This window comes from Priestia sp. TRM10, assembly GCF_057808375.1.
In genome coordinates, this window is record NZ_JBJZOT010000003.1 from 20,874 (window position 1) to 34,576 (window position 13,703).

Here is a 13,703-nt window from a genome sequence, read left to right on the forward strand (position 1 = left end):
AGTAGACAAGATAAGTTGAACAACCCATATGACATACACTCCACTATACCAACTTAGGAGGCGTTCATATGGTTACAGTCCTGGGAACAAGCCTAGTGTTGTTTACGGTGGTTTATGCGGAGAAAAAGGGTTGGGTCGATAAAGGAAAAGTAAGAGTCATCATGCACATTGGAATGAATATGGGTATATTGGGGAGCTTGCTCTATTTTTTATATACGTTGTCTTCTTTCCTTCCTTTCTTATGACCAGGGTTCCGACCAGGCTGGAAGAGAAAAAGGAATAGGTTTATTTCCGTAATAAAGGCATTTGGAAGCTTCCTTTTTTATGGAACTATCTATAAAAGATAAAAAGAAGGAGTGAGAACGATGTGGGAGCTTATGGCGATTCCAATTGTAACGAGTGCAGCTGCTTTGTGGTTTGGAAGAAATACATCTAGTGAGGAACATCAGACCGTTCAACGAATATTTGAACAGTATCACGTTTGTATAAAAGAAGGAAAAAACAATCGATATCCTCAACTTGTTCGAGAGTGTAAAAGTACAAAACAAATTAAGCTCATTTATCGCACACCTTTAGCTTTAGAAGAAAAAACATTGCGAACCTTACAACAGGTTTTATCGGTCACCTTAGATCAAGAAGTAAACGTATCGTTTAAGAAATGGCTCATTATTGAGATTTCTAAAGATAAAATGCCTTCCTATGTATCGTATCAAGAGGTTCCCTATCGAAAAGGTTGGATGGTCCCGTTAGGGAAAAACCATCAGGGGTGGCATTTCCACCATTTTGACCATACCCCCCACACCACCATTTCCGGGACGACTCGTTTTGGAAAAACGGTCATGATGAAAGTCATGATGACCTATCTCATCGAGCATCATCCCTGGGATGCTCAATTCATCATCATCGATTTAAAGGGTGGATTAGAGTTTGATCGGTATAAGAACCTTCAACAAGTCAAACGTATAGCCAGTGACTCCATAGAGGCCTTGTATGCCTTGAAACAGGTACAGAAGGACATGAAGGAACGAATGGACCGTTTTAAGCGTCAAGGATGGTCCAATATTGTAGACACTCCCCTCTCTCAACGTCTTTTTGTTTTGGTTGATGAAGCCGCACAACTGACACCTGAAAAATTTATGGAGAAAGAAGAAAAGAAGACATTAACACAGTGTCAATCCATACTCAGTGAAATCGCACGTCTAGGAGGCGCTCTGGGCGTTCGATTGGTGTATGGAACCCAATACCCTACCTCGAATGTATTGAATGGCTCCATCAAGCAAAATGCGGATTTAAAGGTTAGTTTTCGTCTAGGAAGTGATTATGCCTCCAAGGTAGCTCTTGATGCGTATGGAGCCGAAACCTTACCTTCCAATATCAAAGGACGTGCGTTGATTAAAACGCATGAAGTGAAAGAAGTCCAAGTCCCCTACCTGAATCATGAGGAAATATGGAAACGGATTGGAGGGTATGAAATTGCAAAACAAACAGTTGTGTCAAACGAGACAGGAGAAGATTATGTACGCCTTGGATAAGTTGGAGTGTATGAGTCGGTCTCAATTGCAGTACCTATTCCAGTTAAAGAGTGTTCGAAATGCAAACCGCGTTCTGTATAATATGAGTCCCTTTTTAAACCACAAGCGTCTTCATGAAAATGTCTATTATTTGTCTAAGAAAGGTCGTCAACACATTGGATCGGAGAAGAACAAACCTCATTTAACTCAACTAGAACATAAAGTGAGACGAAATGATATTTACTTGTATTATGGGTGTCCGAAAGATTGGAAAGTCGAACGCCCAAATGAATGGAGAATCCAGGGCGAAACGTATAAGCTCATTAGTGATGCTCGCTTTTCTCTTCACGGTGTCATTTGCTTTGTGGAAGTGGATCTCAAACAAAAGATGCTCGAAAATAAAAAGAAAATCAAATTGTATCATTCCCTTTTTCAAGCTTTAGGTCATCAACAAGCTTTACTCATCTTTTATACGACCAATCCAGTGAGAAAAGAAAGGATTCTAAGCTGGTGTCAGGAATATAAAATCAATGCGGAAATTCTAACGACAGAGGATTTTGAAAATTATTTTTTATAAACTTACAAACGGCATACATTTTAATATGGACAAACTGCAACCAGGCAGCCCTTATGATACACTATTTATCTTTTAGAACTATGTTCTAAAAGATAATATATAAACAAAAAAATAATGACTCATTTAAGAGAAATCTATAAAAATAGGTCGAATATACATTGTGCACATTGGTAGAGTTTGCTATAATAACAGCAATTAGACAGTTCGGAATAGAAAAAAGGTTCAAGGCAATCGTAGCGATGTTGGTCGCATCCTACGACGGCTCACCGTGCTAACCCACGGTAAACACTTACCTCAAACCTTGTTCACAATAGTTAAAGTTTCTATCTGCATTTTACAGCAAAACTTTAACTATTGCAAGGGTTTATTGTACTCTCTTTCGTAAAGGGTGTGTTTACCGAATTTTCAAACGGTAAACACACCCTTTTTCTTTTTCCGTAGGAAAAGAGGAGAGAAAATATGTTAATTTTCAGTGATGATTTTGCCCGTATGCAAAACTATGAATCTTATACGAGAACCCAACATGAACAGAAACAAATGAAGTATAAATTATTAAGTATTGTAGAATCTGTATTTGGAGATTCATATGTTCGTTTAAAACCAGAAACACGAGACGCCATTGATATGATTTGCTTTCTAGCCACAGATAAAGGCTTTGTTTATGCGAAAGATACTTATTTTGCTGAGAAGCACGATATTTCTGCTCGTACCATCCGTCGTGTCATGAAAACTTTAGAGGAAGCTGGAAAGATCGTGAAGGCTCATCGTTCTTCTTCTAAACATAATGGTCGAGGCGCTGCTGTTTATTTCTTTGTAAATCACCCTTATTTCGCCCATTGGACAACGTATTTTGACTTTGATGTCCAAGCTGATGTCCAAGCTGAAAATGCTGAAATCCCTTGTGAGAGTAAGAATAAAGAGTCAAAAAAAGTTTCTACCTATTCTTTACCTAATAATTATATTAAAAATCATTTTATGTACAAAACAATTCCTTTTATCAAAGGAGTCCCTAAACTCATTAATCAAACCTTTAAAGATGTATTTAAAGATTCTTTAAGGGATCTCTATTTACGTGTACGTGTGGCTTCTCAAAAAGTGTGCCAGTCTGTCTCTATAACTCTTTCTAAAAAGGATATTCACTCTATTGCTTATGAATCTATTCATGCTTTATTTACATACATAAAAACGCGTTCTATGAGCTTTGAAGAGCAATGTAAGTTGGTGTATCGTATTGCTTTAAATAAATTTAATGAACTTGTGCAAACCGAAGATAAAGAAGAGTCTGTAGTTGTAACCCCTCGTAAGATTGTGCGTAAAGAAATGCTGCCGGATTGGTTCCAAGAAAAACAAGAGGATAAGAATAGAACAGAAAGCGAAGAGTCTGTAGCTATAGTAGCTGAAGAAGAAGAAATAGCGAAAATGAAGGCTATTTTGGCCCATTATGCGTAACTATTGCCAACTAAAGGTTGTGAAATCGCTAGGATTATCAGTGATAAAAATGAAGAATTGGCGAGAATAAAGCCTATTTCGGTGATTTGAATTTTTGAAGTTATGTATCCACTTGTTAGAAAATTGTTAAAAAGTAAGGAGTCATAAAAATGACTCCTTAGAATTCATGTGAAATATTTATGTAATATTTTCTCATATAAAAAAGCTCTATAATGCTAGAACTTGTCTACTTTTCTCTTTTCTCGAATTGTTGCTATAGATCTTAATGAATAAGGTTGTTTCTTTCTCTTTGCTATAATTTTTTTCGCATTTATTCTTTCTTTTAATCATCTTTTATAAAAATAGTAAAGAACTACTTTATAAAAGGTTTTCCTGATTTATTTGAAGTTATAGCAGAATCACTGGGGATGTGATTAAATAGAAATCCATGGCTATAAGAGTTTCTATTATTATATTATACCTCAAAACCAAACCAATAAATCATGTATAACAATTCACCAAACTCCTAAAAGGAAACTCACTTTAATTTAAATAGAGAGGAGTAAAAGAAAATAAGGGATTCCCCCCTATTTATGGATTCACCAGAATTTCCACCATTTCTTTTCTTTAGCAGTTGCAATCATCTTTCTAGTTTCTTGAACCTCACGCATTAATGAGACAAGTTTTTCATCTCTCTTTGATGAATTCACTTCCACGTTTGTTTGAAGCTGCTCATTTTGTTCTTGTAAAAGTTCATTTTGTGATTTTATTTCTTTAAGTTCCTGTTCCATTAAGTCTAACCGGTCCATAACATCGTTAAACTGTTCTAGTTTCTTCATAATTAAAGTTATCGCCTTGTTCTCTTGTTCCCCTACCTGTTCTTGTGCGACAACCATCTCATTTGAATGATCAGCTTCATAATGATTACGGTTAAGACTAGTACCAGTTTTCTCGTCTTCTGGAAGCTTTGATAAAACTACTTGAGCCGATGTTTCCATTGTCATTTTTTTCTCACGAACTAAGTCTTTCATTCTTTGTAACAAGATTATATCTTTGTTTGTAAAGGCTCTCGAGTTGTTCTCATATCTTATAAAACGATACCCTTTTTCTTCTAAAGCCAAGCAATATTTCGTTAAAGAACTACGAGGAATACCAAGGTTTTTAGAAACTTCCCCACCTAAAAATACAAATTCATTCTCCTGTTCTGTCATTTTTTCACCTTCCATAGTAAAGTAATTAATTCACACTCTTGTTCGCGAGGTTGTTCCCGCACTAGAAATACTGCAATAAGATAAAAGGACCTGGCCTTGTTCTCGTTAAGAACAAGGTTTGTTCTCTATTTCTCTAGAACCATTGATAACACTGGGTTTAAAGGTGTTATCATTAACAATTTTTGTGGAAAATAAAACTTCTCTTATGTGCAATAAGATTATATTTTTGAGTGTGAAGATTTTAAAGTTGTTCTTGAGTCTTATAAAATAATAATAATTTCCCTTTGGAATTAGGTCGTATCTTATAGAAGACATTTAAGTGTACTGAGATTTCTCGTTCTTTCCCCATTCAGAATGAAATTTGTTTATCCTATTCTAAACCCTATTCCTCTTTTATTCTTACTTTCAATAATACTACTACATTTCTTATTTTAACAAATAGTTCTATGCTGAACTATATTCTCCTTCTTATTTACTTACTATAATTTTTAAATAAACAATAATACGATTTATTAACTCCTGATCTTGTTCGCGAACTTGTTCTTATGATGAGAATATTGTAATGAAATTGAAGAACAAGTCTTGTTCTTGATGAGAACAAGACTTGTTCTTCAGGGATTTAAAACCGTTGATAACAATAAGTTTAAAGGTGTTTTCATTACTATTGCTTATATTTGCGATAAAATTATATTGTTTGTGTAAAAAAATAAAGTTGTTCTCACGTCTTGTAAAATTATATTGATTTTCCTATGGTGTTAAGTTATGCCTTTTGGAGAGATTAGTAGGATTAAGATTTCTCGTTCTTTTTCTATTAAGAATAAAGCTTCATTATCTTATTCTAGAACATGTTCGTACCCTGTTCTTGATACTGCGACAATACAAAAGTTCTTTATTTTAGCCCAAAAGTCTAATTAATAGGCTTGTTCCTTAAGGTAGCCTGGAAATTTCACATTTTAAAATAATTGATTACTTTACTTTTGTTGCTCTAATTATATGAAAATATTTATATTTTATATAATAAAAGTATAAATTAAGATTGTTTTTTTATTTTTTGTATTGAGATATTTTATTTTTTAACATTTTTATATAAAAAAAATATACATTATATAATTAATTTATTAAAAATATCAATCTTAGCCAAGGGGGAGATGGATTGAAAACTCTTTTATACATTTTAAATTAAATAATTATATAAAAAAGGTTAATTTAAGGTATAAAATACGTTAAAATCTAACTAGGATAATTAAAAAAGGGAGTGGGATTTAATAATGAAGTTGATCCTTGCGAATGATATCGGCAACGATAAAATGAAGATTCTTGAACCAGGCATGAAAGAGGTAGTGAAAGTTCCAAGTGCTTATAAACGAATTAACAGAAAGCCATCAGTTTATGAGAATGATGTAAAAAAGAACGTAACCAATCTCATTGATCAATTACTCGTACATATTTCAAGCCCATCGATTCGTCGTGATGGTTTATATATGATTGGAGAACGAGCAATTCAAACCACAGAAGGCGTAAGCAACATGGATATTGCTGTTCATGAAAAACATAGTAGTGATTTACCTTTAATCAATACGTTAGGTTATGTAGCAGGGAGAGCTGTGCAAAAACATTATGATGGGGAAAGAAACCTTCCTCAATTCATAAAAGCAAAGGTGGGTATGAGTAGTGCCATTCCAGCTAGCCAACACAATATAGAGACAGCGAGACAGTTAGAAGAGCGTTTTATGGAAATTTCTCATGTGGTCATTGTGTATGTAGGTCAAGAACAGGTAACCGTAGAATTAAACTTTTCACAAGTAAAGGTTACCAAAGAAGGTATTCCGGCATTATATGCGATCTTTGAAGGGCCAAATGATATGTTTAAAGAGTTTTGTAAAGAGTATGGAATGAAGAAAGTTGATGGTTCGCATTTCACGAACTCCAAAATTATGCATATCGATATTGGAAGTGGAACAACTGAGTATATTTACTCCGTAGGTGTGAACCCACAACCAGAACAGTGTACGGGGGAAAGACGAGGAGTAGGTCATGCAGTAGAAGAAGCCATCCAATTGATGAAAGAAGAACGCAAAGGCTTAAACGTTAACCGTCAGCAATTTGCCAAGTATATTGAACGACCAGATGAGTATCCAAAAGATCATGATTTAGCTGTTCATTACTTACGTGAGGCGCGTATTAATCAAGTTGATTTCATTCTGGAAGATGTAGAACGTAAGTATACGACTACATTATCCAGTGAACCGGAATACTTAGCTTGTTATGGTGGAGGATCCATTGAGTTTAAAGAAGATATGTATAAGTATCTGAAGGAATTTGCGGATTCCGTGGATGCAAAAGTCCTTTGGATTCCAGAACGATATGCCGTTGATATGAACGTGAAAGGATTAGATATTTTAAATCGCAACATGCTATTTACAGAAGAATACAAAGAAACTGTGGTGATGTAAAGGTATGACGAATGAAAAGAAGAGAAAAACCCAGTATAACTGGAAATTTAAAAGCAACGAAACCGATGAGTTTTACGAATGGTTTGAAAATCAAGATAACATTGCGCTTTCTTTACGTAAAATTGTGTACCATATGATTGAGTTGTACGGAACGGAGAGTGTTTTAAATCATCATGTCGATAAAGAAATGAGTCGAGATATGTTTATTTTAGAGGCTCTTAGAGGAAAAGATACTTTAATGGTAAAGGAGAGTATCCTTTCAGGGGGATCTTGAGGAAAAGATGCATCTATCCCTGAAAAAACGTCTTCCTCTGTACAAAAAGAACGTTCAGTAAATGAAGAACTGAATAAACCAGAAGCCAAAAGTAAAATCAATTATCAAGAGGTTAACCCGAAATCGATTTTTTAATGACTTTTAGGAAATAGAGTATAGTCCTCACATCATGTGAGGGCTAGTTTTTGTAGGGAGATAAAATGAAAAAGTTGAATAAATAAAAGGGAGAGGCGTTTCCTTTTAAGGTCTAGAAAAAGTCCATTTAAGGGTAGACTTACAGATTGAATTTTTATCTCAGGGACGTGGGAAGGGTGAAACAATTATCTTTAGATTAGGAAGTTTTAACGCTTGATTTGTCTCGAAAATCGAGAAGGTGAACTTGTTCAGGCAACCTCTTCTGATTAAACAAAAACACCTCCGAGTCCAAAAAGGTCATTTAAGAATAGGTAAGCTTCCGGATTGTTAGTGGTCGACATTTAGCAAAAAGAAGTGAAAAGGAAAAGGAAGTCCTACGAAAAAACGACTGAAATTGCGGTGGAAAATCAGAGAGCTTTACGAAAAGAAATTGGCGAATTAAAGCCAATATGAAGTATCAAATTAAGACAGAAAAAGCTGAAATAGAAGCTCAAAAAGTTAAACAAAAAAGAGCAAGATTTAGCTTGAACTTGAGAAAACCTGGGGGGACGTTGAAGGGACTTCATGAAAAAATGTGGGGACGCTGAGGGGCCCCCACCATGATTTGAGGGGACGTTGAGGGGACGTTTGGCGCTTTTCTTTGTACCCATGGTTTTGTTAGGCTCTGCCTAATCCCACACCTTAGTGGGGGCAAAAACCCCTTATGCTCTTCAGGTTTTCAAAATGTAGTGCACTTCATTTAGAGAAAGGATGAATGAAAGGGAGATTAAAGTAAGAAATGTAGATCCAGTTGCCGTGAAAAAAATTAATGAAATAGCGAAAGAAAAAGGAATTTCACAACAAGAGTTTTTGAAAGGTCAGCTTGAAACGCTGGGCTTTTTTCGAGAACAGAATGAACGAGAACTTTACCTGGAAAACTTATTAATAAAATATTAACATGATGTGAAGTGTTAATATTTTATGGAGAGGTATATAAAAAAATTAGGAATTGAGAATGGTATTCTTCGGATTTCCTATTCTTACAACGAACCTTTTGTTGAAGAAAAAGCTGTTCCGTTTATACTATAATCTAAATGGAATACTGATTATAAAATACTTTAAAAAATGAGGGTATACGATGATTGCAAAGACAGAAGAGGATTTTAATGGATTAAAAGAAATTGGTGAAATTTGCGGGTCGATTCGAGATGAATTAGTCCATTGTGCTAAACCTGGAGTGACTACAAAAGAACTTGATGAAATTGCGGCAGCGATGTTTGAAAAAGCAGGTGCTCAATCTGCACCAAAGGGAGAATACGATTTCCCTGGGTATACGTGTATTAGCATAAATGAAGAGGTAGCGCACGGGATTCCGAGGGAACGGACTATTCAAGAAGGGGACCTTGTTAACATTGATGTTTCAGGTTCGAAAAATGGTTATTTCGCAGATACCGGAATTTCCTTTGTAGTGGGGAAGGGGGAGATCATTTTACAGAAAATATGTGACGTTGCTAAAGAAGCATTCGAAGCTGGACTTAAAAAGGCAAAACCAGGTTCGAAAAAAAGCGCGCTCGGAAAAGCTGCACACAATGTAGCAAAACAGCATGGCTTAACCGTCATAAAAAATCTTACTGGACATGGTATTGGGCGCTCCATTCATGAAGAACCAGAACATATTTTCAATTACTACTCTCACGAGGATGATGAGATTTTAAAAGATGGCATGGTAATTGCCTTTGAACCTTTTATCTCTACATTTGAAGAGGAGGTTTTCCAATCCGAAGATGAATGGACCTTACTAACCGATGAAAGCTTTGTGGCTCAATACGAACATACAATTATTCTTACGAAGGAAGGACCAATTATTACTACATTGTAAGAGCAAATAGGATGCGATTGTTGAGCAACACAAGTAGAAATTAATTAAATTTTTTATAAACCAACAGTAAAAGGGTGATACATATTGTACATGTACAATATGTATCACCCTTTATTTTTTTATGACTTTTTACGATTTAAATCTTGATAAATTTCAGCACTGATTTAATTATGAAAGGACAACAAAAGATTGTGATTCAAACCAAACATATGAGTTTGAAAATTGAATAGGCATATCAGCTATTCAAGAGGTCTATGGAGCACAAGCTTATTATAAAGCCGATGAAGCCTGAGTGATGATTTACCAAATGCCCTTCACCTAAGTAATCTAAGTAATCGTTAGTATATTTCGCGGAATACATGATCCAGATCTTCAAATTCTTTAAGATCTTTTTCCAGTGGATTGTCTGATTCTACCGTCCACTTACCATCAATTGGAGCTAACCCGCCATCATTATTTTTTTGAAAAGGCAGATGAATATGATGGGTTTTGCCATCTTTTTGAGTTGTATATCCAAGATAGTAGCGATTGTCTTGTCCTTCTTCTTCAAAAATACCGATATTTTCAATTCCATACATATTTAAATAGGGTTGAAAGGATTGCTGTAATTCATTCATGATTTGTTCGCGAGATAGATAATCCACTAAAATTCTCCCTTCCAAATGGTTCTTTCCCTTAATATGTCATACTTTCATTCATTTAAACCCTGTTTTCTTCATAAAATAAAAGTGTTTTGCACTAAGTGTAAAATGACAATAGAGTTATTTAAATTTTGGTGTAAGATACTTCACTATAATAAAAAAACAATAAAGTCGTTCCATTAGCTTAAGTACAATACTTCACATACTCCTCATTATCTATGATTAAGAACAACCTTACTTTTATTTTTTTGAATAATTTTTATTACTCTAATATTTATTGAATTTTTTCATTCGTTATTTCGTATAAATAAATATTTACATAATAACACTTCACTAACTTTCTGTTATAGTTCCTTTATTTATTTGTAAATACAATTAAGAAAATGGGGGAAGTTTTTATGAAAGCTATAGTTTGTAATAAATATGGTCCACCTGATGTTCTTGAATTAAAAGAGATAAAAAAACCTTTACCTACTGAGAATCAAATATTGGTAAAAGTTCATTCGGCATCCTTGAACTTTGGTAACTTGGTTCTTTTGAAAGGAAAACCTTTCTTAGCTCGTTTTGCTTTCGGACTAACGAGACCAAGATATTCCATACCCGGAGGTGACATAGCTGGTAAAGTTGAAGCTGTTGGTAAAGACGTTAAGCTATTTCAAGTAGGTGATGAAGTTTTTGGTGACCTCTCTGGTTGTGGCTGGGGTGGTTTTGCTGAATATGTAACTGTCCCCGAATATGCTCTAGCCTTAAAACCAGCCAATATCTCCTTCGAGGAAGCTGCTGCGACACCTATGGCAGGTGTGACGGCCTTACAAGGACTACGTGATAAAGGTAAGATTAAATCGGGACAGAAAGTATTAATTTATGGGGCGTCTGGTGGTGTTGGTACTTTTGCAGTACAAATTGCTAAATCATTTGGGGTTGAAGTAACAGGTGTATGTAGTACAAGAAATTTAGAAATATTGCATTCGATAGGAGCAGACCATATTATTGATTATACAAAAGAGGATTTCACAAAAAATGAGGAGAGTTATGACTTGATTCTTGGTGTGAACGGTTCTAATTCCATATCAGCTTATAAACGTGTATTAAAACCAAATGGAAATTTCGTTCACGTGGGAGGTTCCGAATCACAACTTTTTCAAACATTAGTTCTTGGACCTTTTATTTCAATGACTGGAAGTAAGAAAATAAGTAACCTATTACAGAGAGCAAACCAAAAAGACCTGAATTGTGTAAAAGAATTACTTGATACTGGAAAAGTAAAACCAATAATTGATAAACGGTATAAGTTAAGTGAAATAACTGAAGCATTCAAATATTTTCAGGAAGGTCACGCTCAAGGCAAAGTGGTAATTACTCTATAATTTAAAAATGACAATAAAATCCCCTAATCATTCCTGCTTATGTAAAATAAACTTAATAAAATATACAAATAAAGATGTGTCTATTCTTGTTCAGCTAACTTGCCCGTTCGTATTATAAGGTTAGCTAGATAAGAAAATATTTCTGGTTGATCTTTTTTTAGTTGCGTAAAGAAAAAGACTGCCTTAAAGACAGTCAATTTTAAGCTGACGTACCTGATATTTCAACAAGTTCTAAATAATAAGTTACTAAAGACAAGAATTATTTTTAAAATAAATAATACGTATTTTTCTTATACTTGCGCATATTAAAAACAATAACATTGAAAGTGAGATGGATATGTATTGTCTAAACAAGGGATGCAAAATAAGGATCAAACAAGAAAGCAAATCGAGAAACAGGATAAAAGAAATGATGTTGAACTAGGTAATGAATTTCAAATTGGAAACACAAGTTCACAAAGCTCCAAAAAAAGTGGACGTCAAGTAAATAAAAAATAACCTCGATCTTTCGGGGTTATTTTTTATTTTATGAAATCGATTCGACAGCGCTGATTTTCAGCTAATGCATTCGTTAGTTCATTAAGTAATAGTCTTTTTTAGCAACAGCCACTATTTTTCGAATTTATCACCATTAATAGTTGTCTCTGTACCATCGCTATTTTTAACACCTTTACTTTTGTAGGGTTTTGCACTCTTTGCTTTTTTTGCACTAGCTTGCCAACGATTCCAGCCCTTCTTACCTGTTCCTCTGCCTGTTCCGCCTTTACCCTTAGCTTTACTCATAAAATCAACTCCATTATTCTTGTACGTTAAGGTAACTATCATTAGTTAGTCTTATCCTTTTACTTTGGTAAAAACCAAACACAATGAAATATAAGCATATAACAGTCAGATATTATTTTGAACAATAAATAATTTTAAAAGTCGATTAAACAATGAAAAGTACATGTTAAAAGAGGCCCGAACTTTACATTCAGTGGAATACCCACGAAACAAAAGATAAATGCAAAATTCGGGTCTGTCATCACATCTATACATATTCATTTATACCTGTTATTCATCCTTTAGACGTAAACGTCGATTTGCCCTACCTCTTTAGAGAGAATCTCCATTCCTTCTCGACTCAATACTACTTTTCCGTTTGCTAATACCATATTGTCTTCTGATATTTTTCCCGTAATCATACAAGCTTTATGATATTGATATTTTCTTAAGATGATTTGATTCTCATCTACAAAGATTTCTAAAGGATCATTCTTTTCAATAGCAAGATTTTCTCTTAGCTCCTTTGGTAAGACCACACGTCCCAGTTGATCGACCTTCCTTACAATCCCTGTACTTTTCACTTATTCCACTCCTCTTTCTCTTTGATTTCTTTATTGTAACAAATATAGGAAATATTAATAATGTAGTAAATTCATAAAATCATGGGAAAATGTTTTTTTTCTGTTGTTTTTTGGATTTCTCCTCTGTTCAATCGTATATAAGGGTATATATACTAGGAATATAGAAAGAGAAGGAGGGAGAACGATGGCTCACAAAATCAGTTTAACTGGCTGTCCGACGAGCTCAATTCAAGACTATGGGAAGTACCTGGCTTTTGATATGGAGGAAAAGGGAAGTCCCAATGCACCAAAAGGTATACCATTTAAAAGTAATGCCATTACCTATACGGTTGTCCTGAGTCAAAAACAATTTAACAAATTAAATATAAGCCATGAGGAATTTTCTCTACGACGCTTCCTTGTGCAAGGTGAGCCTTGTTTGGATATTCCATTTGAACAATGTACAGGTGAGATTGGCGTTATTTGTATGCAAATACAAGAAATTGAGGACAAAGGAAAAGAGGAGAAACAACCAAAACAAACACCCAAAAAGGGTTCAAGGGCTAAAAAACAAGAGGAAAGTAAATCCGAACAAGAAAGTAAACCACAGCAAGAGAAAAAGCCTCTTCTTGTTCCAAAGGGAACGAAGGATTGGATGTCCTTAGAAGAAATTAAGGTTCCGGAAACCTTTCTTCAATTTACACCAGGAATAGCGAAACAAAAAGCAGTAGAAGAAAGTATTGAGAAGAATGGAACCGTAGATAAACCGATTATTATTGATCCAGATACACATGAGCTTCTCGATAGTTATAGTCGTTATTTTGTAGCCAAGAAAAAGAATTTAGATCGTGTTCCTGTACATTACTAAAGATTCTATTTTTGTTCTTTATAAGAATAAAAAAGAAGAATAGATCAAAATTCGA

The 13,703-nt window shown here is 34.5% G+C and carries 14 protein-coding genes and 1 pseudogene; 11 read left to right on the plus strand and 4 right to left on the minus strand.

What is annotated here, in order from left to right; all coding sequences use genetic code 11:
• The first annotated feature begins 68 nt into the window (after positions 1–68).
• The 4 genes from ACK3CR_RS03740 to ACK3CR_RS03755 all read left to right on the plus strand — a co-directional run bounded on the left by ACK3CR_RS03740 (position 69) and on the right by ACK3CR_RS03755 (position 3,537).
• Positions 69–245: a hypothetical protein gene (locus tag ACK3CR_RS03740; protein ID WP_430238101.1), complete on the plus strand. Its 177-nt coding sequence runs from the start codon at positions 69–71 to the stop codon at positions 243–245.
• Positions 246–365: 120 nt separating this feature from the next.
• A complete protein-coding gene (locus ACK3CR_RS03745; RefSeq protein WP_488974811.1) occupies positions 366–1,532 on the plus strand; it encodes an FtsK/SpoIIIE domain-containing protein in 1,167 nt (388 codons plus the stop codon).
• Positions 1,533–1,542: 10 nt separating this feature from the next.
• Positions 1,543–2,088 carry a replication-relaxation family protein gene (locus ACK3CR_RS03750; RefSeq protein ID WP_488974812.1) on the plus strand — a complete coding sequence of 182 codons (546 nt, stop codon included), beginning with the start codon at positions 1,543–1,545 and terminating at the stop codon, positions 2,086–2,088.
• Between the two features lie 459 nt (positions 2,089–2,547).
• Complete coding sequence (locus ACK3CR_RS03755) at positions 2,548–3,537, plus strand: hypothetical protein (RefSeq protein WP_328125204.1); 990 nt, start codon at positions 2,548–2,550, stop codon at positions 3,535–3,537.
• Positions 3,538–4,115: 578 nt separating this feature from the next.
• Here ACK3CR_RS03755 and ACK3CR_RS03760 read toward each other — a convergent pair.
• Positions 4,116–4,727, minus strand: coding sequence for a DUF3967 domain-containing protein (locus ACK3CR_RS03760; RefSeq protein ID WP_328125203.1), 612 nt, complete (start codon positions 4,725–4,727; stop codon positions 4,116–4,118).
• Positions 4,728–5,995: 1,268 nt separating this feature from the next.
• Between ACK3CR_RS03760 and ACK3CR_RS03765 the strand changes: the two genes are divergently transcribed.
• From ACK3CR_RS03765 to map, 4 genes and pseudogenes are all read left to right on the plus strand, one after another.
• Positions 5,996–7,180, plus strand: coding sequence for a ParM/StbA family protein (locus ACK3CR_RS03765; protein ID WP_328125202.1), 1,185 nt, complete (start codon positions 5,996–5,998; stop codon positions 7,178–7,180).
• Positions 7,181–7,184: 4 nt separating this feature from the next.
• A complete protein-coding gene (locus ACK3CR_RS03770; RefSeq protein WP_488974813.1) occupies positions 7,185–7,454 on the plus strand; it encodes a hypothetical protein in 270 nt (89 codons plus the stop codon).
• An 885-nt stretch (positions 7,455–8,339) separates the two neighbouring features.
• A pseudogene (locus ACK3CR_RS03775) lies at positions 8,340–8,519 on the plus strand (hypothetical protein); the annotation flags it as partial.
• A 187-nt stretch (positions 8,520–8,706) separates the two neighbouring features.
• Entirely contained in the window at positions 8,707–9,447 is a 741-nt protein-coding gene (gene map, locus ACK3CR_RS03780; RefSeq protein ID WP_328125200.1) for a type I methionyl aminopeptidase, read from the plus strand.
• Positions 9,448–9,785: 338 nt separating this feature from the next.
• On the opposite strand, the gene ACK3CR_RS03785 is transcribed toward map, so the two are convergent.
• The gene (locus ACK3CR_RS03785; RefSeq protein ID WP_243520591.1) at positions 9,786–10,091 is read right to left on the minus strand and encodes a DUF5634 family protein; all 306 of its coding nucleotides are present in this window, start codon (positions 10,089–10,091) and stop codon (positions 9,786–9,788) included.
• A gap of 395 nt (positions 10,092–10,486) precedes the next feature.
• Between ACK3CR_RS03785 and ACK3CR_RS03790 the strand changes: the two genes are divergently transcribed.
• Both ACK3CR_RS03790 and ACK3CR_RS03795 read left to right on the plus strand, forming a co-directional pair.
• Entirely contained in the window at positions 10,487–11,455 is a 969-nt protein-coding gene (locus ACK3CR_RS03790; RefSeq protein ID WP_328125199.1) for an NAD(P)-dependent alcohol dehydrogenase, read from the plus strand.
• Between the two features lie 342 nt (positions 11,456–11,797).
• The gene (locus ACK3CR_RS03795; protein WP_164468797.1) at positions 11,798–11,953 is read left to right on the plus strand and encodes a hypothetical protein; all 156 of its coding nucleotides are present in this window, start codon (positions 11,798–11,800) and stop codon (positions 11,951–11,953) included.
• A gap of 111 nt (positions 11,954–12,064) precedes the next feature.
• Here the strand turns inward: ACK3CR_RS03795 and ACK3CR_RS03800 are convergent, their stop codons facing one another.
• Both ACK3CR_RS03800 and ACK3CR_RS03805 read right to left on the minus strand, forming a co-directional pair.
• Positions 12,065–12,238, minus strand: coding sequence for a DUF3934 family protein (locus tag ACK3CR_RS03800; RefSeq protein ID WP_243520596.1), 174 nt, complete (start codon positions 12,236–12,238; stop codon positions 12,065–12,067).
• A gap of 281 nt (positions 12,239–12,519) precedes the next feature.
• Positions 12,520–12,801: an AbrB/MazE/SpoVT family DNA-binding domain-containing protein gene (locus ACK3CR_RS03805; RefSeq protein ID WP_243520598.1), complete on the minus strand. Its 282-nt coding sequence runs from the start codon at positions 12,799–12,801 to the stop codon at positions 12,520–12,522.
• Between the two features lie 184 nt (positions 12,802–12,985).
• Between ACK3CR_RS03805 and ACK3CR_RS03810 the strand changes: the two genes are divergently transcribed.
• Positions 12,986–13,648, plus strand: coding sequence for a ParB N-terminal domain-containing protein (locus ACK3CR_RS03810; protein WP_243520600.1), 663 nt, complete (start codon positions 12,986–12,988; stop codon positions 13,646–13,648).
• The last annotated feature ends 55 nt before the right edge of the window (positions 13,649–13,703 follow it).

Excerpts from the sequence above, each read along its gene's own strand:
- ACK3CR_RS03740 (WP_430238101.1), top strand. The coding sequence starts at position 69 with ATGGTTACAGTCCTGGGAACAAGCCTAGTGTTGTTTACGGTGGTTTAT.
- ACK3CR_RS03745 (WP_488974811.1), top strand. The coding sequence starts at position 366 with ATGTGGGAGCTTATGGCGATTCCAATTGTAACGAGTGCAGCTGCTTTG.
- ACK3CR_RS03750 (WP_488974812.1), top strand. The coding sequence starts at position 1,543 with ATGAGTCGGTCTCAATTGCAGTACCTATTCCAGTTAAAGAGTGTTCGA.
- ACK3CR_RS03755 (WP_328125204.1), top strand. The coding sequence starts at position 2,548 with ATGTTAATTTTCAGTGATGATTTTGCCCGTATGCAAAACTATGAATCT.
- ACK3CR_RS03760 (WP_328125203.1), bottom strand. The coding sequence starts at position 4,727 with ATGACAGAACAGGAGAATGAATTTGTATTTTTAGGTGGGGAAGTTTCT.
- ACK3CR_RS03765 (WP_328125202.1), top strand. The coding sequence starts at position 5,996 with ATGAAGTTGATCCTTGCGAATGATATCGGCAACGATAAAATGAAGATT.
- ACK3CR_RS03770 (WP_488974813.1), top strand. The coding sequence starts at position 7,185 with ATGACGAATGAAAAGAAGAGAAAAACCCAGTATAACTGGAAATTTAAA.
- map (WP_328125200.1), top strand. The coding sequence starts at position 8,707 with ATGATTGCAAAGACAGAAGAGGATTTTAATGGATTAAAAGAAATTGGT.
- ACK3CR_RS03790 (WP_328125199.1), top strand. The coding sequence starts at position 10,487 with ATGAAAGCTATAGTTTGTAATAAATATGGTCCACCTGATGTTCTTGAA.
- ACK3CR_RS03800 (WP_243520596.1), bottom strand. The coding sequence starts at position 12,238 with ATGAGTAAAGCTAAGGGTAAAGGCGGAACAGGCAGAGGAACAGGTAAG.
- ACK3CR_RS03810 (WP_243520600.1), top strand. The coding sequence starts at position 12,986 with ATGGCTCACAAAATCAGTTTAACTGGCTGTCCGACGAGCTCAATTCAA.